This is a genomic window from Hwanghaeella sp. LZ110 (genome assembly GCF_048892525.1).
In the GTDB taxonomy this organism is placed as follows: Bacteria; Pseudomonadota; Alphaproteobacteria; order UBA8366; family Aestuariispiraceae; genus Pacificispira.
Window position 1 is genome coordinate 137,062 of the sequence record NZ_JBLZHT010000003.1, and the last position, 20,771, is coordinate 157,832.

15 protein-coding genes are annotated in these 20,771 nt (G+C 57.3%); 5 read left to right on the plus strand and 10 right to left on the minus strand.

Features of this window, described 5'->3' with window-relative positions; all coding sequences use genetic code 11:
- Positions 1-113: 113 nt before the first annotated feature.
- From ACOSDM_RS06845 to ACOSDM_RS06860, 4 genes are all read left to right on the plus strand, one after another.
- Entirely contained in the window at positions 114-1,919 is a 1,806-nt protein-coding gene (locus ACOSDM_RS06845; RefSeq protein ID WP_420723756.1) for a peptidase domain-containing ABC transporter, read from the plus strand.
- 57 nt (positions 1,920-1,976) lie between these two features.
- Positions 1,977-3,302: an HlyD family type I secretion periplasmic adaptor subunit gene (locus tag ACOSDM_RS06850; RefSeq protein WP_420723757.1), complete on the plus strand. Its 1,326-nt coding sequence runs from the start codon at positions 1,977-1,979 to the stop codon at positions 3,300-3,302.
- 117 nt (positions 3,303-3,419) lie between these two features.
- Positions 3,420-5,597 carry a TolC family outer membrane protein gene (locus ACOSDM_RS06855; RefSeq protein WP_420723758.1) on the plus strand — a complete coding sequence of 726 codons (2,178 nt, stop codon included), beginning with the start codon at positions 3,420-3,422 and terminating at the stop codon, positions 5,595-5,597.
- Positions 5,598-5,615: 18 nt separating this feature from the next.
- Positions 5,616-6,797, plus strand: a complete 1,182-nt coding sequence (locus ACOSDM_RS06860; RefSeq protein ID WP_420723759.1) for an SPOR domain-containing protein — start codon at positions 5,616-5,618, stop codon at positions 6,795-6,797.
- 109 nt (positions 6,798-6,906) lie between these two features.
- Here the strand turns inward: ACOSDM_RS06860 and rpmG are convergent, their stop codons facing one another.
- From rpmG to dprA, 7 genes are all read right to left on the minus strand, one after another.
- Positions 6,907-7,074 (minus strand): 50S ribosomal protein L33, encoded by a 168-nt coding sequence (gene rpmG / locus ACOSDM_RS06865; RefSeq protein WP_420723760.1) that lies wholly within the window; start codon positions 7,072-7,074, stop codon positions 6,907-6,909.
- A 122-nt stretch (positions 7,075-7,196) separates the two neighbouring features.
- Positions 7,197-7,871 carry an NUDIX domain-containing protein gene (locus ACOSDM_RS06870; protein ID WP_420723761.1) on the minus strand — a complete coding sequence of 225 codons (675 nt, stop codon included), beginning with the start codon at positions 7,869-7,871 and terminating at the stop codon, positions 7,197-7,199.
- A gap of 1 nt (position 7,872) precedes the next feature.
- Positions 7,873-9,459 carry a S41 family peptidase gene (locus tag ACOSDM_RS06875; RefSeq protein ID WP_420723762.1) on the minus strand — a complete coding sequence of 529 codons (1,587 nt, stop codon included), beginning with the start codon at positions 9,457-9,459 and terminating at the stop codon, positions 7,873-7,875.
- Positions 9,460-9,530: 71 nt separating this feature from the next.
- Positions 9,531-11,882: a ribonuclease R gene (gene rnr / locus ACOSDM_RS06880; protein ID WP_420723763.1), complete on the minus strand. Its 2,352-nt coding sequence runs from the start codon at positions 11,880-11,882 to the stop codon at positions 9,531-9,533.
- A gap of 1 nt (position 11,883) precedes the next feature.
- A complete protein-coding gene (gene topA / locus ACOSDM_RS06885; RefSeq protein WP_420723764.1) occupies positions 11,884-14,589 on the minus strand; it encodes a type I DNA topoisomerase in 2,706 nt (901 codons plus the stop codon).
- 118 nt (positions 14,590-14,707) lie between these two features.
- Positions 14,708-15,793 carry a DUF2336 domain-containing protein gene (locus tag ACOSDM_RS06890; protein WP_420723765.1) on the minus strand — a complete coding sequence of 362 codons (1,086 nt, stop codon included), beginning with the start codon at positions 15,791-15,793 and terminating at the stop codon, positions 14,708-14,710.
- Positions 15,794-16,020: 227 nt separating this feature from the next.
- Positions 16,021-17,220, minus strand: a complete 1,200-nt coding sequence (dprA, locus tag ACOSDM_RS06895; RefSeq protein ID WP_420723766.1) for a DNA-processing protein DprA — start codon at positions 17,218-17,220, stop codon at positions 16,021-16,023.
- A gap of 193 nt (positions 17,221-17,413) precedes the next feature.
- Between dprA and ACOSDM_RS06900 the strand changes: the two genes are divergently transcribed.
- Complete coding sequence (locus ACOSDM_RS06900; RefSeq protein WP_420723767.1) at positions 17,414-17,803, plus strand: TerB family tellurite resistance protein; 390 nt, start codon at positions 17,414-17,416, stop codon at positions 17,801-17,803.
- A 34-nt stretch (positions 17,804-17,837) separates the two neighbouring features.
- Here the strand turns inward: ACOSDM_RS06900 and plsY are convergent, their stop codons facing one another.
- The 3 genes from plsY to ACOSDM_RS06915 are packed head-to-tail and all read right to left on the minus strand — an operon-like array spanning position 17,838 to position 20,722.
- A complete protein-coding gene (plsY, locus tag ACOSDM_RS06905; RefSeq protein WP_420723768.1) occupies positions 17,838-18,449 on the minus strand; it encodes a glycerol-3-phosphate 1-O-acyltransferase PlsY in 612 nt (203 codons plus the stop codon).
- 12 nt (positions 18,450-18,461) lie between these two features.
- Complete coding sequence (pyrC, locus tag ACOSDM_RS06910) at positions 18,462-19,763, minus strand: dihydroorotase (RefSeq protein ID WP_420723769.1); 1,302 nt, start codon at positions 19,761-19,763, stop codon at positions 18,462-18,464.
- Positions 19,763-20,722 (minus strand): aspartate carbamoyltransferase catalytic subunit, encoded by a 960-nt coding sequence (locus tag ACOSDM_RS06915; protein WP_420723770.1) that lies wholly within the window; start codon positions 20,720-20,722, stop codon positions 19,763-19,765. The genes pyrC and ACOSDM_RS06915 overlap by 1 nt, the downstream gene beginning before the upstream one ends.
- Positions 20,723-20,771 lie beyond the last annotated feature (49 nt).

The window sequence follows — 20,771 nt, forward strand, 5'->3', positions numbered from 1 at the left end:
TGCCCGTATGGTTCTAGTCGCTTTAACTATGCTATTGTACCCGTCGCGTTGGGATAAAATGCAGCAGTGCTCCGAATAATGGGGCTCAGGTTAATTCGAATAGGGAAATGGAAATGTCCGAAGGACAGGTGGGGAAACTGTTGCATCGCGCCTTGAAGCGCGCCAAGGGGAAACTCTTGGAAGCATTGTTTTCTTCCCTGTTTATCAATGTGTTGGCCTTGGCTGTGCCGATCTTCATGCTGCAGGTCTATGATCGTGTGGTATTCCATGCGGGATTGACCACGCTGCAGGGGCTGGTCATCGGAATGGCCGTTGCCATCGGGTTTGATGGTCTGTTGCGCCTGGGCCGGTCGAAACTGTTCCAGCGAATCGGCCTGGATATTGATATCGATGTCGGTCGGGCCCTGTTCGAGAAGATCATGAACCTGCCGTTGCGCGTGCTTGAATCCCGCACGACAACCTCTTGGCAAACTCTGTTTCGCGATATTGATGCTGTGCGGGGCGGGGTCTCCGGGCCCTCTATGGGCTTGCTGATGGATTTGCCCTTCGCGGTGGTGTTCCTGATTGCCATCTTCTGGCTGGCTCCGCCTTTGGCGATGGTGGTTCTGATCGTGCTGCCGTTTTTCATGATTTTGGCATGGCGGTCGGGCTCCAGCGCAGCGACGCTGACCGAAGAAGAGCGTCTACAGAGCACCAAACGTGAAACTCTTGTTTCTGAAATCATTGCCGCGCGTGCCACTGTAAAATCCCTGGCGCTGGCCGGTCGGTTGCGGCCCATCTGGGCGCAACGTCATGCTGACACCATCAAGGCGTCGCTGGCCCGTGGTTCGGCAGGGGATGCCCATGTCACGATCAGCCATGTCATGAGTCTGGCGACGACGATTTCGATCACATGTGTTGGGGCTTTGCTGATTCTGGATCAATCCATGACGATCGGGTCTTTGATCGCGTCGAACATGCTGGCGGGACGCATGGTCGCCCCGATTGCTGGTTTGGTCGGGCAATGGAAAACCTTGCAAAGCGCCAGAGAAGCCGCGCGACGCCTGGAAGTCGTTCTGGCGATGGCAGATGATGTCAGTGCCCCCGAACTGCCGTTTGATCGCCCGGAAGGTGTGCTGCGCATCGAAGAACTTTCCTTCCGCTACAGCCCTGAAGGGGAGGCGGCGATTGAAAAGATTGATGGGACCATTGGCCCCCGAGGGCTGCATTGCATCGTTGGGCGGAATGGCAGCGGCAAGACCACATTGTTTAAGCTGCTGGGTGGACTGTATGCGCCTGATACCGGCCGGATATTGCTGGATGGTGCTGATATTGCCCAGTTTCCCAGGGCCCAGATTGCCCGATGGATCGGCTTGATGCCGCAGGAAGTGGTGATGTTTAGCGGCACTGTTCGGGAAAATATCCTGATGGGCGGCCCGGATGCGCAGGATGAGGATATCGTGACGGCGGCAAAGCGGGCAGGGGCCCATGAAGCCATTGCCCAGTTACCGCAAGGATATGAATCTGAAATCGGGGAGTCCGGGGGCCGGCTGTCCGGGGGGCAGCGCCGTCGGATTTCTGCCGCCCGTACCATGATCAGCGATCCGCCGGTTCTGTTGCTGGACGAGCCATCCGGAGATTTGGATGGGGAGGCGGAACAAGCCCTGGCCCGAAGCCTGCGCCAGATGGCCGCCGATCACACGATCCTGGTGGCGACGCATTCGCCTTCTTTGTTGGCGGTTGCAGATACGATACTGGTTCTGGATCGCGGGCGTGTCGCACTGGCCGGGCCGGCGCGCTCTGTGCTGGAACAATTGCGCAAAGGGGGGGCGGCAGAAAAGCAAAACCCGGCGGTTCAGGGGGCAACACCTCCTGGAAAAATGGGCCCTGGAGCGGCGGGATCTGTGAAAAAGGAAGTTTCTCCCAATGCGGCGGAATAGCAACATTTTGGCCCAGTCTGGCTTCAGGCAATCCTGTATGTTTGGGGGGCTTTAGCAATGGTCGCCACCCGTATTGATCCGAATTCCGACAATCCGCTGGACGCCCTGCGAGCGTCGATCAAGACAGGATCTTCTCGATTCGCGATTTGGGGGCCTGGCGTGTTGCTGGCAGGGTTCTTTGGCTGGGCGTCGATGGCGCAACTGGATGAAGTCTCTGTTGCGATCGGGGAGGTTATTCCTGAACAGCAGACCCAGTTCGTACAGCATCTGGAAGGCGGCGTGATCGAGTCCATAATGGTTAAGGAGGGGGACCATGTGACCGCCGGGCAAAGTCTTATGCAGTTGAACCTGGCGGGTGTTGGCATTAACCGGCAGGAGTTGCAGGTCCGCCTGGATGGCCTGTATCTGGCGAAGGCGCGTCTGACGGCGGAGGCGCAGGGCGGTGAGTCTGATCCCCAGTTCCCCGCCGATATCGTTGAAAACCGCCCCGACATGGTCGAAGCGGAATTGCGCAGTTTTGAAGCGCGCAAACGTGATCTTCAGTCGTCATTAAGCGTGCTGGATCAACGCTCTAAACAGCGTCAGTTAGAGATTGCGGAATTGGAGGCTCATACCAGCTCCGTTCGCCGGGATCTGGCGCTGGTTCAGCAGCGCTTAGAAATGTCCGCTAATTTGTTAAAGGAAGGCCTGACCCCTAAGATGGAGCATGTCCAGATTGAAGGGGAAGTCGAAAAGTTAAAAGGGGAATTGTCGGTTTTGCAGCAATCCGTTCCGCGTGCTCGATCTGCGTTAAGCGAGATTGATGCGGAACGTGAACGGGAGATCGAACAGTACAGCAGGCGGGCGCTTGAGGACCTGGTCTCTATTGAAACCAGAATTGCTGAAATGAAAGAAACCCTGACCACTGCGACTGATCAGGCGTTGCGGGCCGAAATCAAAAGTCCAATAAATGGGATCGTGATGGATTTGCGGACCAATACGATCGGCGGCGTTATTCGCCCCGGTGAACCGATTGCTGAAATTGTTCCGGTTTCCGACGACCTTCAAATTCGGGCGAAACTGAACCCGAAAGATCGAGGGTTTGTTGCCGCCGGGCAGAAGGCTGTCGTTAAAATCACCACCTATGATTATGCCCGGTATGGGGGCTTGGACGGCGTTGTCGAACGTGTATCAGCCAGCACCAGCACAGGGCAGCAGGGGCAGACTTACTATGAAGTTGTGGTGCGGACGGATAAGACGTATTTAGGGACACAAGAAGGTGATTTTCCGATCACACCGGGGATGGAAGCGACTGTTGATATCCACACAGGAACGCGAACTGTGCTTGATTACATGGTCAGGCCCGTACTGAAGCTGCAACATGAAGCGTTCCGGGAGCGGTAAGAGTCTGTTGGTAGACTGCCGATCTATCTGGTAAGAATAAGGTGGTTGGCGGTTTCGTTTATTGCACTGGCTAAGAATCAGGGCATTAAGCGAGGAATAGGGGTAAGAGGGGCGTCGGTGGCTAGAGATTTGAACGGTTTTGGAATGGCTGTGCGCGGCATGTATTTTGGCGCGCTGGCTTTCTGCGTTCTGACCACGGCACAGACCCCGCAGGCACACGCCCAGTTAATGGCCGAAGAGCTGCGGTCCCTGATCCAAACAAATCCAAGAATTGAAGAACAACGGGCGATTCTGCGCCGCACGCAGGAATCAGTGCGCAGCGCGCGGTCCGGGTATCTGCCCACTGTCACCGCCACCAGCAGCCTTGGTAAGGAACTGGTTTCAAACACCACGACCCGCGCGGCGGGGACCCAAGGGGACTTTCAGCAGTTCAAAGCTTTGGGCATCCAGATCCGACAGGTTCTGTTCGATGGTGGCGGGACTGATAACCGCGTGTCATCTGCATTGATGGCGCGTGACAGTGTGGCCTATGCGCTGGAAAGCACCGTTCAAACCGTCATGTTGCAAGGCGTCACAGCCTATCTGGGTGTCCTGCGATTGAACGAACTGATCCGCGTGGCGCGCGCCCGGGAACGCACAATCCGGGAGCAATTGAATCTGGAAACCGAACGGGTTGAACGCGGCGCGGGGATTGAGGTTGATGTGCTGCAGGCGAAATCGCGTCTGCAATTGGCGATTGAGGCCCGCGTTGATCTGGAAGGCCAGCTTCGCCAGGCAGTTGCCTCCTATATTCAGTCATTCGATTCGTCACCAGACATTACCCAGATGCGCCTGGAACCGGTGCCGATGGAAGTCATCCCACCAACCATTGATGACGCGCTGTATATTGCCAGGGATGAAAACCCCTTAATAACCGGCCGGGAGTTTCTGGCCAGAAGTGCCCGTTTCACGATTGAGGCGGAACGCGGTGCCTATCTGCCCAGCCTCAGCGCTGTTGGGCGCATGAATTATGAAAGCAATGTCAGTGGCACCCGCAATGTTGATAAGGACATGGCGGTGTTGATTGAGGCAAGCTGGGAAATCTTCTCAGGCTTCCGCACAGATGCCGCCGTCGCCAGTGCGCAGGAAAGCTGGCTGGAACAATTGGCTGCAGCAGACCGCACGCAACGCGAGGTTGAGCGTCAGGTCCGACAGGCCTGGACGAAGTACCAGAACACCTCTGAACGCAAAGAATTGCTGTTCAATGCCGTTTCTATTGCTCAGGAGGTTTTTGTCGCGCGGCAGAAGTTGCGGTCGGCCGGGAAGGAAACAACCCTGAACGTTCTGGATGCGGAAAACGAGGTTTTCCAGGCGGAACAGAATCTTATCCGGGCCGATTATGATACCCGTATTGCCGTTTATGAATTGGCGACTGCGATGGGCTTGATGACGCCGGGCTTTATGAAGCTGGATGTCGACGTCATTGAAGACCTTGAGTTTTATAAGAGCAATGACGGGGATGTGCAGGAACTGCCGCCCCTGGAAGATGTTCAGGCGCGCCAGATGAAAAACAAGCTGAGGTCAGAAGCACCCGCCCCGCTTCCGCCGGCTGAGTCATTAGCACCGCCTGCCGAACCAAGCGCGCCTGCCTCTACGATCACACCACCGCCGGAAACATCCTCAGATGCGCCCGCAGCGGGCACCACCGCGCCCTCATCCGCTGAGCCCGAAACTGTTCCCGCCCCGACGACCGGCATGGCGCCACTGGATGCCCCTGCTGATAGTCCGGCAACAACCCCGGTCGCAGTTCCTGAAGTCAGTACCGCGCGTCTCACACCGCCAACTGTTGCGCCTTCACCCGCTGTGGTTCCATCCGATTCGGGGGTTCAGCCTGTCTATGAGACCGCAACCGTGAGCGAAGCTGCTGCCACGGTCCCTGACGAATCAGAGACTTTTTTCAGTTCTGTGCGTCGTCTGCTTGGCGGGTCGTCTGAAACCAGTGTCTCAGCGGTCGACGCTGCGGTTGTTCAGGGGCCGCTGGATCGATCGGTAGCGGCAGTTCCCGCTGCGGATTCTGCAAGTCCATCGCTGAGTGCTGCGCCGGTATCAGACCCCCTTTCTTTGCAGCCCCCAACCGCTGGACCGGAAGCACCTTCGATTACGCCCGTTGCGGCCCCGACGATTGCACAGGGTCCTGTTCCGGTGGTCGGCGTTGAGGAAGTGAATGCAATCTCTGTTACATCGGCGTCCGGGGCCAATAGTTTTGAGATACCTGGATCTTTCCTGTTCGGCGGGCCAACTCCGCCGCCACAGTGATCGGGGAGGGCAGGTCCAATGCCACATAAAATTCCATCATCCGTCGCTTCCCTGGCCTGTGTGTCTGCCCTGTGCCTGACCTTGTCGGCCTGTCTTGGCCTGGGGGAGGACGCGCCCCCAAACGGCATGTCGCAGCAACAACTGACGCAGGTTCAGATGGCAGCCAGCGCCTTGCCCCGATTACAGCCGGGGAACCGATTTACCTATGACAATCCTGATGTCACCTGGGAGGTTGCGGCAATCGTCGAAGAAGGGCGCATTGCATGGCGGTCATCGGGCGGAGAAAGTCAGATCACAGACGCCAATCCCCTGCTGCCTGCCTTGGAATGGTCCAGCCCGGACCGTGGCCGTGGTAAGCGCCTGATTACGGATATGCAGGGGTCGATGTTCCCCCTGAAGCCGGGCGGAAAAATCACATTTCGATCCACTGTTGATACGGATGTGCCGCCCTATGCCTGGGAATATGATTGGCAATGCGTCACCGGTGGCTTGGAATCCGCGATGGTTCCCGCGGGAACTTTTGCGGTCTATCGCATCGGCTGTGGTCGTGAAACGCCCGATGAAGTAACCTTTCTATATGCGCCAGAGATCGGGAATTACGTGACGCTGATCGCGCGCGACAGTGCGGGCGGGCCACCGGTCATTCGGCGCTTGCAGAGCTATAGCAGAACCGGACAATCGGCCATGATGCCGGAAGGCACCGCTGTGCCGCCCCAGGGGCAGGTTGTGATGGAAGCAGAGCAACCAGACCAGATGGCGACAATGCAGGGTGATAGCCAATCGACCAGCGGACCAAAGGCGCTGGGCATGATCGCGGGCATTCCCCAGCCGGGGGAAGGCACACAGCCTGCGATACAGGCGGCACCGTCCACCGCACCGCAATCCAGTATGGCGACAGATACGACAGCGCAGCAGGGCGTCGCCCAAAGCGGGTCTGGTGTTACACCGGGCTCATTCGGGTTGCATCTGGCATCCTATAAGGATCAGGCCCATGCGGAAGAGGGATGGAAGATTCTGATGAATGGGAATCGCGATCAACTGGAAGGACTGCGTCCCATCATTCGCCGCGTTGATCTGGGCAGCAAGGGGATCTTCTATCGCCTGCATGCCGGGCCGGTCGACAGTCAGTCTCAGGCGACCAAAATTTGCTCAACCCTGTCGCAACGGGGCGTTTATTGTAAGGCCATGCCGCTTTCGTAGGGGGCTGGCATAGTTACACGAATTCCAAAGGTCCAATTGGCAACGCAAAAAGCCGCTCAAAGAGCGGCTTTTCAACATTTGGCACACCCCGAAAGGGCGAGCGGCAAGATTACTTCATCTTGCTTTCTTTATACGCCACATGCTTGCGCACGATCGGATCGTATTTGGTGAATTCCATCTTTTCCGTCATGGTCCGCGGATTTTTCTTGGTCACATAGAAATGACCGGTATTGGCGGTGCTTACCAATTTGATGCGAATGGTCGCGGGTTTAGCCATCGGAGTAATCCTTTTCTACTTAATGCGTCGCCCCCCGCCTGTCGGGTGCGCCGCTTTCAACGGTGCTGGAAAATAGCCGTGCGGCCCGCGATGTCAAGCGGATATCCACCACAAAGCGTTTCTCAGGCCAATCCGTCTGACTGGGACTCGCGCCGGATCAGTCTGGCACCGTGTTCATAGGTGTAAACCCGCACCGGGCGGCTTGGCTCGATCAGGCCTTCGCCGCGCTGCCACAGGCTCAGCGCTTCCCCCAGGACGAACTTTGTGACGCCGCTTAATTTCGTGCTGGAAAGGGCTGTAACGACCGGCATCCAGACGACTTCGGGCAATTCCCCAATGGCGGTGGCGGTTCCATGCATGTCGTCTGTGCCGGTCAGAAAGAACCGGGTATCGAACCGGATAGGGGATGTCGCGGGGGTTATGGCCCGGGCGATATACTGCAACGCCTCCGCAGCAGGGCGCAGGCCCATTGCATTCAGGGCAGAAAAACAGGGATCCAGAGTGACCAGATCGGCGTCTAATGTGCCGGGTCTGGCCAGGCTGACGCCCGCTTCCTCCCAGGTTTCGCGAATTGCGGCTGCATGAAAGCGGCTTCCCGGCCAGTCACTGTCGGCCAGCGCAATATCCGGCGCATCCACTGCCCCACCCGGATAGACGAAATAGCCCGGCATGAAACGGGCGGTGTCCCGGCGGCGTCCCAACAGAACATCTGGCGCATCCACGGGGCCGCGCAGAATGATCAGACTGGCCGCCTCTGTTGGGGTGACGGGCATGGGTGTAGGGTCTGTGGCATCCATATCAGGCACCATCCGGTGCCCGCGCGATTTCCAGGGCGCGTCGCAGCAATGTGGGTGACTCCAGCAACAATTCAGCAATCGACAAGTCAATATCTCCCGAAGCATGCGGTTCCCAGGGACACAGGGCCAGAATGTGTTTTACAGCCGCCTCGTCATTGATATCGGCAGTGCGCCGTTGCTTTAGCAGGCTGCGAGCGCCATCCGGCCCATCGTCCAGGGCAGTATTTAGTGTGCTGACGGCGTCTGAAGCGCCGCTGGTACAGATTGTCGGCATGACGCCCATCCGATGCAGGGCATAGCCGCTGGGCGCAACGAAGCGGGCCCAGGTGACATACAACTCTCCCCCATTTGGCATATCCAGCACTGTTTGAATGCTGCCCTTGCCAAAGCTGTTCATGCCAACAAGGACGGCGCGGCCGTGGTCCTGCAGGGCAGAGGCGAGGATTTCCGCAGAGCTTGCCGAAGCCCCGTTGATCAGGACGATGATGGGCAATCCGGCGGCAATGTCTCCCAGTTCCGCCATGAACCGCTGGTGGCTTTCAGGGTGTCGCCCGTCCGACCGAGAAATAAGGCCGGAATCCAGAAACAGGTCAGAGGTATCGATGGCCTGATCCAACAGCCCCCCCAGATTTCCCCGCAAATCGATGATCAGACCAGACAGGTTTGGCCCGATGTCCTGGCGCGCCTGGCTGACAGCTTCGGACAAACGCTTGGATGTGCGCTCATTGAAACTGGAAATCCGAATTATGGCGTGGTCACCATTTGGTTCCAGATTGACGGTGTTTGGCACGATTCGGGTGCGCCCTGCGGTCACGGCAAGGGGTTCTGGCAATCCAACACGGACGATGGTCAGGCGTACCGGCTTATCTATGGGGCCACGCAACAGCCGCTCTACCTGTCGCACCGACATTCCGGCGATACGCACACCATCTATCGCCACGATGCGATCGCCGGTCAGAAGGCCTGCGCCCGCAGCGGGTTTCTCAGGGTCGACCTGAACGATTCTGGCCCCGTCGGGGTGGCTGTCAATCGTGACGCCGATGCCACCAAAGCCCTCTCTTTCCGCTTTCAGGTCAGCCGCAGCCTTTGGCGTCGCATAGCGGGAGAACTTGTCCAGGGTTCGCAAGGCGGAATTTATGAATTTTTCGTAATAGATATCCTCAGGGGCGTCTCCCAAGGCGGTACCGGATGCTTTCGCATATAATACCAGCGATGTTGCCAGATCCGCCCATTCCTGTGGCGAGTCAGTTGGACCAAGAAGACGGGCCGAGGCGATTTCTGAGTCATCAAGCGTCAGGACAATATCATCCTCGTCTGTCATCACGTTGAAATCCGGGTCGATTCCCCGCAATCCCTGCAGTCCGGCCAGGGTAAAATGCTGCATATCCATAGGGTTGATGTGCACTGTATCGACATCGACATAGACCGCGCGGAACATGTCATGCATGCGGTTGGACAGAGCGGGGTCGACATCGGGTTGCGATGCACAGGCGGCCAGCAGAATGGGCACCGCGAGTAAAATTCCGGGTGTGTTGTCCATCTTAAAGAAATGAGGGCGCAATTGCATAATACCCGACAGGATAAACATACGCCGCGCCTGACGCCATGCCCTAAATGCAGATTTGCGGCGTAAATGAGCGGAAAACACTGGGTTCTTTATTACTTTCCGGAACCACCGGGACGTTTGGCCTTGCGCTTGCTGCCGCCTTTTTTCTTTAGGCCTTTGGGGCGGCCTTTTCCGGGTGGGCTGCGGCGGCCCTTATGGGGACCGGCACCACCGCGGGGGCCCTGACCGTGACCGGGCGTGCGTTCCTTGCGGTCTTTTATGATATGTCCGCCATCAACGATTTCAAAGGCCAGACCGCCTGTGATCGTGTTGGCTTCGGTCAGCTTCACGGTGACAGCTTCCGCCAATTGGAACGCCAGGCCGTCGTGCTGGCCAATCAGGCGCTGGGACACTTCATCATGCCAATAGCGGTCATAGGGCAGGGAATTGACCGGGACCAGGCCATCCGCACCGGTTTCATCCAGCCGCACGAACAGGCCAAACCGCTTCACACCTGTGACACGACCAGAGAAAGTTGCCCCGATCCGCTCTGACATATAGGCGGTCAGGTAGCGATTGGTGGCATCCCGTTCGGCCTGAATGGCGCGGCGTTCTGTATTGGAGATCAACTCTCCATATTTCTCAAATTCCTGCGCCTGTTCGTCAGGCAGACCGTTCTTGCCCAGGCTATAGGCGGAGATCAGGGCGCGGTGGACCAGCAGGTCCGAATATCGCCGAATGGGGGAGGTGAAATGACAGTACCGCGCCAGGGCCAGACCAAAATGCCCTTGGTTCTCAGGGGCATAGACCGCCTGGCTTTGGGATCGCAAGACCATGTCCGACACCAGTTGCGCGCGATCTGTCCCGGCAACATTGCTTAGAATCTTGGTGAAATCATGGGGCTTCAAACTGCCTGTTGCAGCCAGTTTGATATCCAGCGCACCCAGCGATTCCCGCAACCCTTCCAGCTTGTCCAGGCCGGGTGGTTCGTGCACGCGGTACATCACCGCGCGCGCGCGTTTCGCTTCCAGCAATTCTGCGGCGGCGACATTCGCGGCGATCATGAATTCTTCGATCAGCTTGTGGCTGTCGAAACGACGACGGGGCGCGATGCGCTCCACTTTACCGGTCTCACCCAGAACAACCTGCAATTCCGGGATATCCAGTTCTAACGTGCCTCTGGCAGCGCGGCCCCGCAACAGGCTGTCATAAGCGGCATATAGGGGCTTGATGACCGGTTCTATCAGATGTGCGATATCGGGCAGGGGGCGGCCCTCCATCGCATCCTGCACCTGGGTATAGGTCAGGCGCGCCTTGGACCGCATGATACCGCGCAGCATCTTGCGGTCTAAAAGGGTGCCGTCCGCGCTGATCTTCATGCGAATCGCCAGACAGGCACGGTCCCCATCCGGGCGCAGGGAACACAGATTGTTAGACAGTTGCTCCGGCAGCATGGGAACAACGCGATCGGGGAAATAGACGCTGTTGCCGCGCTCTCTGGCCGTGCGATCCAGCGGTCCTTCCGGTTTTACGTAATGGGCAACATCGGCAATCGCGACCAGGATTTTATGGCCACCGGCATTGGCAGGGTCCAGGTCTGGTTCCGCAAAGACGGCATCATCGAAGTCGCGCGCATCTTCGCCATCAATCGTGACCAGCGCAATGTCACGCAGATCGGTTCGCCCCTCTGGCGTCACAGGTTGCGCGGCGTCTGCTTCTGCCAGGGCTTCGTCAGGAAATTCAACCGGTATGCCCTGGGCATGGATGGCGATAAGGCTGAAGGCTTTGGGTTCGTCCAGCCGCCCAATGATTTCCGAGACCCGCGCTTCGTGATTGCCGCGTTGTCCGCCGCGCAAAGGTTCCGCCAGAACCAGATCCCCAGGATTTGCTTCATTCATATTATCGCGATGGATGAACCAGGTCTTTTCCTTCTGCTTCTTGTCGGTGGGGACCAGGGTTGCACCACCACGGCATTCCTCCAGCACGCCCAACAAGCGACTGGGGCCTGGCTGCAATACGCGGATAACGCTGGCTTCGTAGCTTTTATCATTCAAACGGCGCAGGCGCCCTAGAATGCGGTCGCCCATCTTGGGGGCCGGACCGTTCCGGGCACCGCCAGAAACCAGGATCTTGGGCGCGACACCATCTTCTTCGATATCCCAGGTGGCAGGCCGGGCCCAGGGTTCCCCATCCGCATCCAGGCGATCAATGATCAGCACCAGAACCTCTGGCAGGGCGCCCTTTGGCGCGATCTTTTTCTTCGGGCCGCGTTCAATCAGACCGTCATCTTCCATTTCTTTCAGGATTTCACGCAGGGCTGCACGTTGCGCGCCTTTCAGACCAAAGACGCGGGCAAGGTCGCGCTTGTCCAGGGGGCGGTCACTGTTATCGATATAGGCCTTGATCTGGGCCTTGTCGGGCAGTGTGCCCTTGATTTCGCGTGCTATGTCGTCTGGGTTGTCCAAATCAGGACGCCTTTCGGGCTGGCGACTTTTTCGCCCCCGATTTCTTTGCACCCGCTTTTTTCGCGCTGGCTTTCTTGCCACTGGACTTTTTAGCGGAGGACTTTTTAGCTGTGCTTTTCTTTGCGCTGGCCTTCTTTGCGGCGGGGGCTTTTCCGGCTGCCTTCTTAGCGGCCTTGGCTGCGATCAGCTCCAGTGCCTGCTCCAGGGTCACGTCATCAGGCTCCGTGCCGCGCGGAATGGAGGCGTAAATCTTGCCATGCTTCACATAGGGACCAAAGCGCCCAGCGCCCAGAGAGACTGGTTTGCCGTCGCTTGGATGATTGCCAAGCTCTTTGGCGACTGAAACACGCCCTTTCCCTTTCGGGCCGGCTTCCGCCAACACGGTAACGGCACGGTTCAGGCCGATGGTCAGCACATCATCATCGGCGGGAAGGGAAACAAAGGCATCGCCATGCTTCAGATAGGGGCCATACCGCCCGATCCCGGCCTGGACCAGCAGCTTGCTTTCAGGGTGATCGCCCAAGGCGCGCGGCAGGCTCAACAGGCGCAGCGCGGTCGGCAGATCAATTTCTGACGGGCTCATGGATTTCAGCAGTGACGCGCGGGGGGGCTTGGTCTTTGCCTTGCCCTTTGCATCCTTCTCCGCCTCGCCTGCCTGGACGTAATAGCCATAGGGACCCTGGCGGACACTGATGATTTCTCCGGTATCGGGATGCGGGCCCAGAATGCGGGGATATTCCGTCGCATCGGGCGACTCCCCATTCAGATTAGCGGCCTCGTCCAGGTTTCGGGTGAAGCGGCAATCTGGATAGTTTGAGCAGGTGATAAACGCCCCAAAGCGCCCGAAGTTCAGGCCCAGTCGACCATTGCCACAGGACGGGCATTTGCGCGCTGCTTCCGTGCTGCCAGTCTCGTCAGCGGGGAAAAAGTGCGGGCCTAGAACTTCGTCAATCTTGTCGCGCACTTCCTGTCCGGACAGTTCCATCGCCTGTTGGGTTGTCGCGTTAAACGCGGTCCAGAACTCACGCAAGACGGCCTTCCAATCAATGCGACCACCGGAAACATCATCCAGTTTTTCTTCAAGTGCCGCCGTAAAATCATAGTCGAAGTATTTGTCATAAAAGGAAGAAAGAAAAACCGTCACCAGTCTCCCCCGATCTTCCGGGACAAAGCGACGCTTGTCTAAAACGACATATTCGCGGTCCTGCAAAACCTTCAGGATAGAGGCATAGGTAGAGGGGCGACCAATGCCCAACTCTTCCATGCGCTTCACCAGACTGGCCTCGGTAAAACGGGGTGGGGGCTGGGTGAAATGCTGATTGGCGTCCGCCTTGGTCAGGGACAGGGCGTCGCCTTCATTCATATTGGGCAGGCGACCGCCGTCGGCGTCGTCCTCGTCCTTGTCGTCTTCGCTCTCAATATACAGCGTCAGGAAGCCATCAAAGCGCACGACGGACCCATTGGCGCGCAGGGTTGCGGATTTGTCCTTGGTGACAATATCAACGGCGACCTGATCCAGGGTCGCGCTTTCCATCTGGCTGGCAACGGCGCGCTTCCAGATCAGCTCGTACAGCCGCAATTGATCCTTATCCAGATAGCGCGCGACCTGTTCCGGGCGGCGGCGCATATCGGTGGGGCGGATACATTCGTGGGCTTCCTGGGCATTCTTTGCCTTGCTGCGATACTGACGCGGGCCGGATGGCAGATAGTCATTGCCATAGACATCGCTGATCATGCCGCGCGCCGCGCCGATGGCTTCGCCAGACATAACCGTGCTGTCGGTGCGCATATAGGTGATCAGACCAACAGTCTCACCGCCCAGGGTGATCCCTTCATATAAGCGCTGTGCCAGGGTCATGGTCTTGGTCGCGCCAAAGTACAACTTTCGGCTGGCTTCCTGTTGCAGGGTTGAGGTCGTGAAAGGCGGGGCAGGGTGCCGCTTTACCTGTTTGCGTTCGATCGCGCTGACCGAATGACCGCCGGATTTCACGGCTGTCAGGGCCGAATTGGCGGCGGTTTCGTTGCCCAGATCAAATTTATCGAGCTTCTTGCCCATTAAATGGGTCAGGCGGGCGGTGAAGGGCACGCCGTCTGGCGTTGCCATCAAGGCCTCAACACTCCAATATTCGCGCGCTTTGAAGGCTTCAATCTCCGCTTCGCGTTCACAAATCAGGCGCAGGGCGACGGATTGCACCCGTCCGGCGGATTTTGCGCCCGGCAGCTTGCGCCACAGAACCGGCGACAGGGTGAATCCAACCAGATAATCCAGGGCACGGCGGGCCAGATAGGCCTCGACCAATTCCTGGTTCAGATCGCGCGGATTGGCCATCGCCGTGGTAACGGCCGATTTGGTGATTTCATTAAAGACAACACGGCGCATCGGCAGGCCGTCAAATCCCTTGCGCTGTTTCAGTTCCTCCTGGATATGCCAGGAAATTGCCTCACCCTCGCGATCCGGGTCAGTTGCCAGGAACAGCGAGGTTGCGCCCTTACAGGCCTTCACGATGTCATCAATGCGTTTCTTGGCCCGGGCGTCGACTTCCCATTTCATCGAGAAATCTTCATCGGGCTGAACGGATCCATCCTTGGGGGGCAGATCCCTTACATGTCCATAGGACGCCAAGACATAAAAGTCCTCACCGAGGTACTTATTAATGGTCTTGGCCTTTGCCGGGCTTTCGACGACGACAACTTTTTGGCCTGTCATGGGTGGAAAATGCCTTTATAGATCACGTATTGCATGGGTGACAGAATTGGCATTCGGAACAGGCAGCGTCAACTGCTCGTTTCTAAGTCTTTGGATATCTTGTGAAATTTAGGGTGTTTTAGGCTTCTGAGTCGCGAAAATCGGGTGCCCGCGTCTTCCAATGGTTCACCACCATGGCTGCGGTTTTGGTGTCGATACGGTCAAAATATGCCATCAGACGGTCCAAAGCATCCGTTTCCTGACCTCTGCCCAGATGGTCCAGAACACTGGTAAATCCATCCACCTCCATGCCAATCGCCTTCATTGCAACGGCCAGAGTTTGATCGTCTGCACGTTCAAAGAGCCAAGTCGCGACATCTAATGGCAGATGTGTCTGTTCGGAAAATGCCAGCGCGGCCCCACTGCGACCATCGCGGAACAATCGTGTCAGCAGCTTTGTGGCAGGTAGGATTCCGCCGCGAGCTTCCAATTCGGCCCAGCCGGTTCCCATGGCATCCGCCAGCGGGTCAGGGCGATCCAAAGAGTCCAGAACCGCCATATCCATCGCCTCATAGGCAAGGGCTTCATCCACATCATAGTTTTCTACGATATGCCGGCGCAACGCCTCCCCAACAACAGTGTACAGGTTGCGCGCCAAGTCGTTACCCAGGTCGCCCCGATGCGCCAGGGGCGCGCGCAGCCCCACATTTTCGACGGAACGATCAACCAGATGCGACAGGTCCGAATGACCAATCTGTGCCGTCAGGTTCTTTGCCAGCGTTGTGTCGATCAGGTCATCATTCATGGCGACCAGAATGGCGCTGACCGGTTCTGCCAGGTCCGATCTTGTCGCAATCGCCATGGCGTGACCGTGCCCATGATCGGATATCAGTCGGATCAAGTCCGCGTCGGTCAGCAGCTTTGAATTGCGCAGAATTGGGTAGGCGACATGAACGGTGTCATTGGCCAGAAAGGCGATAAGATCTTTGGGAACATCTATGCGCTCTGACAGGTAATCAGAAATGTTGCGGCGCACTTCGACTTCAACCTTGTCGATCAGCATGCGCAATATTTCAAATGTCAGGGTCAATTCCCGCTCGGTCAGGTCTGAACGGGATTCCAGGCACATTTTGGCGACAGAAGCGGCCAGTCCGCCCTTGCCATCCAGGGCGCGCTGGTGCGCGAGGCGTAATAAATGCTCATATGAAACTGCGCGATCACTCATCGTTCGGTCTTCTTCCTTGCCCTGCCCCGGGCGCTTCCTGGACAAATCCAGGAAGACGATAAATTTCAGACGGCATTCTGCCGTTCCTGCATACTCTATTGCGCAGTTAACTATGTTTGACTGGAAATGAGAAGCACTATCAGTAAAAATTTCAGTAAAAATAGATATAAGTGATTTTAATTATTTGATTACAAAATCTATCAAATATGCAGAGTTCATCGGCCGGATTAAAAGAGGTCTGCTTGTTTCTGGAGAGAAGCTGGCTTTTTTGTAGGTTTTTCACTGTTGCTTTCGGTGCTTGACGGCTCTGGCGCAAGGCGTGAAATGCGGTTGCCGGGATGGCGTTCGGCCAGTCCCGCCAATTCCAGTTCCAGAATGACCATGGCGACCAGTGCGGGCGCTAGGTTCAAATCCGCAATCAAATCATCAATCGCCACAGAGGTCGGGGACAAAGCCTGATCCATCAAGGCGCGGGCGCGCAGCAGCTCTTCTTCTTTTGGCAGGGGGCCGCTGCCCGGCAGGAATTCAGGATTAGACGGCGCATCCAGTTGCGGGGCTGGCATATTATTCAAAATGCCGATCATTTCTTCTGGTGTTTCAATCAACGCGGCACCTTTCCGGATCAGGTCGTTCGCACCGCGCGCTCTGGGGTCCAGGGGAGAGCCGGGAATGGCAAACACTTCGCGGCCCTGATCGGCAGCCAGCCGCGCCGTGATCAGCGATCCGGATCGTTGGGTTGCTTCCACGACCAGCACAGCCGATGCCATGCCTGATATGATGCGGTTGCGTCGTGGAAAGTGACGGGCCTGACCCACCGTGCCGACCGGCAATTCGGCAACGATGGCACCCTGATCCACGATCTGATGGTATAGGTCGGTGTTTTCCCGCGGATAGATAACATCAACACCCCCGGCGACTGCTGCAATTGTGCCACTGGACAGGCTGCCGAAATGCGCGGCGGCATCAATACCAGAGGCCAGGCCGGAGATGACGCAGTAGCCAGCTTCCCCCAAAGCTTTTGAGAATTGCTGGGCCAGGCGCTTGCCATTTGTTGAGGCGTTTCTGGAGCCAACGATGCCGATACAGGGTTTGGTCAGAAGATGAAGGTGACCCAGGACGCTGAGCACGGGGGGCGCATCTTCGGTCGCTGCCAGTGCGGCAGGATAGTCTGGTTGACCCCAATGCACCATTTGCCCGCCAATTCTGGTCAGCGCGTCCAACTCGCTTTGTGCTTCTGCACGGCTGGCGATACGCAGGCGGCGCTTGCGGCCCCCCTTATTGGCGAGGGAAGGGATTGCCTCCAGGGCGTGGGCGGCGGAACCGAAGCGGATCAACAACTGGCGAAAGGTGATCGGGCCTACATTTTCGGATCGGATCAGGCGTAACCGATCCAAACGTTCGGACATATCCAGGGGGGCAGGCGTCATAGGAACCGTTCCGGGAAGCGAGAGTGTTTCATTTGGTATCAACCTTAAAGGGCGATGTCTGTTCCATAAAGCGAAATAATCAGACGGATTAACCGGATTTAACGGTACTATGGTTCTATGGAAGCCTTGACGTTTGCTATCGCAAAAGAGTGTTATGCTGTAACCAGGGATATTCGGGATTGGGGCAGACGCTATGACGACTCCGGGGAAAAACTCGACAGCGGCCTGTTTGTGGTTGCTTATGCTTGTACTGGATGCGGATGGAAAGCGGCGGGATATCGAATTTTCCGAAATTCAGGGCTGCTTGAATGATCTGGCACCTGCTTTGGCGGATGATCCCAAGGGACAACCCGAAGCCCTGATGGCCTCTTTAAATCAATACTATGTTGAAATCGACTCTGGCGGTATCGAGGGCATTCTGGATACCGTGCTGCATCAGATTGATGATATTGATCTGCGCCAAAAGGTCTATGTAACCTTGATGCGGGTCGCGATTTCTGACCGGGAACTGCACAGGCGAGAAGATACGTTGTTACGTCGCATTGGCCTGGCCTGGGGCTTAAAGTTCAATCCGTCCGCGTAGGAAAACTACAATAAGGTTATCGGCCAGATCGGGCTTACTTCTTCTGCCCGATTTTTGGTTCTTCGCCACGCAGTAAGCGTCGAATATTTGTGGAATGGCGCACCCATCCAACTACAGCCAGGAATGCAGCGGCGGCTTGAATCAGCGGGGCAGGGCCGTGCAACAGGGGCACCATCGTCCAGAATGGTGCAGAAGCCAGAGACAATAGCGCGGCAAGGGATGAATAGCGAAACACCGCCGCCACCACCAGCCAGGTACCACAGGCAGCCAACCCAACGGGCCAGCTCAGCGCGGTCAAGGTCCCCAGGCTTGTCGCCATGCCTTTCCCCCCTTTGAACTTCAGCCAGACAGGAAAGTTGTGACCCAGGACGGCCAAGGTTCCTGCCAGAACCGCTGCTAACGGAAGATCAGGCAGCAGGGCTCTTGCGACAAGGACAGCGATTGCCCCTTTACCGCTGTCTAAAACCAGCACCGCGAAAGCCAGGGGTTTGTTCCCGGTTCGCAAGACATTGGTCGCGCCAATATTGCCAGATCCGATTTTACGGATATCGCCCATGCCCGCCAATCGGGTCAGGACCAGACCAAATGGAATGCTGCCCAGCAAATAGCCGCCACAGGCTGCAAGGAATAGGGTTGGATCAAACATGTTCAGGACCTGTTAAAAGCCGTCGGCTGCGAAAAGGGGGCGACCATCAACGACCGTGCGCAGCACTTTACCCTGCACCGGGCGCCCGCCAAAGGCAGAGTTCTTCGATTTGCTGTGCATCTTGTCCTCGTCGATCTTCCAGGGCTTGTCCAGGTCGAAAAGCACCAGATCCGCGGGCGCACCCCGTTTCAGGCAGCCCCCGGTCAGCCCAAAGCGCTTCGCCGGATGGGTTGTGACCAGGGCCAAAGCCTCGATCAGTCCCAAATGGCTGTTGTGATACAGGCTTAACACCATCGGCAGCAGCGTTTCCAGGCCGATAACACCAAAGGCGGCCTCATCAAACGGCAGGCGCTTTGAATCCTGATCGTGGGGCGCATGGTCCGACGCGACAATATCGATCGTACCATCGGCCAGGCCCGCAATCACAGCCTGGCGATCTTCTTCGGATCGCAGAGGCGGAGAGACCTTCGCAAAAGTGCGATAGTCGCCAATCGCAAGCTCGTTTAGCGCAAAGTAATGGGGGGCGGTGTCGCAGGTGACATTCATGCCAGCCGCCTTTGCCTTGCGGATCGCCTCAATTGCCGCTGCTGTGGTCACATGGGCGAAATGCAAACGCCCGCCGGTTCCTTCCAGCAAGCGCAAGTCGCGTTCGATCATAATGACTTCCGCGACAGGCGGGATGCCCGACAGGCCCAGCTTGGACGCCAATTCGCCATTGTTCATCACCCCGGATCCGGCCAGTGATGGTTCTTCCGGGTGCTGGACAATCAAGGCGTCAAACGCTTTGCCATAGCTCATCGCGCGGCGCATGACCTTTGCATCCGCCAGCGCGCGCTCTCCATCTGTGAAGGCGACGGCACCGGCTTCCGACAGAAGCCCGATTTCGCTAATTTCACGGCCTTCAAGACCTTTGGTCAGCGCGCCATAGCAATAAATCTTGGTGCGTTTTAGTTCGCGTGATCGCCGGGCGACAAATTCCAGCACCGGCACATCATCAATAACCGGATTGGTATTTGGCAACTGCACCAGGGTCGTAATTCCGCCATGGGATGCTGCCAGGCTTGCGCTGGCCAGGGTTTCCTTATGCTCTTCTCCAGGCTCACGCAATTGCACGCGCACATCGATCAGGCCGGGTGCCAGGCATTTACCCTGACAGTCGATCACTTCATTAACGGATGGCGCGCCTGTGCGGAATAGATGCGCGCCGAAATCTGCGATCAGGCCGTCTTCAACCAACAGGGCGCCAGTCTGATCCAGCCCGGTTTCAGGGTCCAGCAATCGGGCATTCAGATAGGCGATGCGACCTTCCAACATCACGGTGCCCCTGTTTCTCTGAGCGGGCGCGTCAACAGATCCAGGCATGCCATGCGGATCGCAACACCCATTTCAACCTGATCCCGGATCAAGGACCGATCCAGATCATCCGCCAATTCGGAGTCGATTTCCACGCCGCGATTCATCGGGCCGGGATGCATGACCAGGGCGTCTGGCTTGGCAAAGGACAGCTTTTCACGGTCCAGACCAAAGAAGCGGAAATATTCCCGGACAGAGGGGACAAAGGCTCCCTGCATCCGCTCTAATTGTAGGCGCAGCATCATCACGATGTCGACATCTTGAAGGCCTTCGCGCATATCGGTGAAGACCTCAACGCCAAAGCGCTCCGCCTTGGCGGGCAACAGTGTCGGGGGGGCGATCAGGCGCACACGCGCACCCATCGTTTGTAATAGCTGGATGTTGGATCGCGCGACACGGCTGTGGGCAACGTCGCCGCAGATTGCGACGGTCAGGCCGCTGATTTTTCCAACACGCCGACGGATCGTCAGGGCGTCCAGCAGGGCCTGGGTCGGGTGTTCGTGACGTCCGTCCCCGGCATTGATGACCGCGCCGTCCACCTTTTCCGACAGCAACCGCACGGCCCCGGAATTTCCATGGCGCACGACCAGGACGTCTGGATGCATGGCGTTTAGGGTCATGGCTGTGTCGATCAGCGTTTCACCCTTTTTGATCGAGCTGGCCGCTACCGCCATGTTAATGACGTCGGCCCCCAGGCGCTTGGCCGCAGCTTCAAAAGACGTGCGGGTGCGGGTGGAATTTTCAAAGAAAAGATTGATGACCGTCAGACCACTTAACAGATCAGACGTTTTATGGACCCGCCGGGACTGTTCTACATAGCCGCCTGCTAGGTCCAGAATTGCCGTGATGTCGATAGGAGAAAGGCCTTCGATGCCAAGAAGATGGCGATGCGAAAAGGCTGTTTCCGGTGTCTGCTTCATCAGCGCAGGGTTATAAAGATTTATGACCGGTTGGCAAGCCTGTCGATGC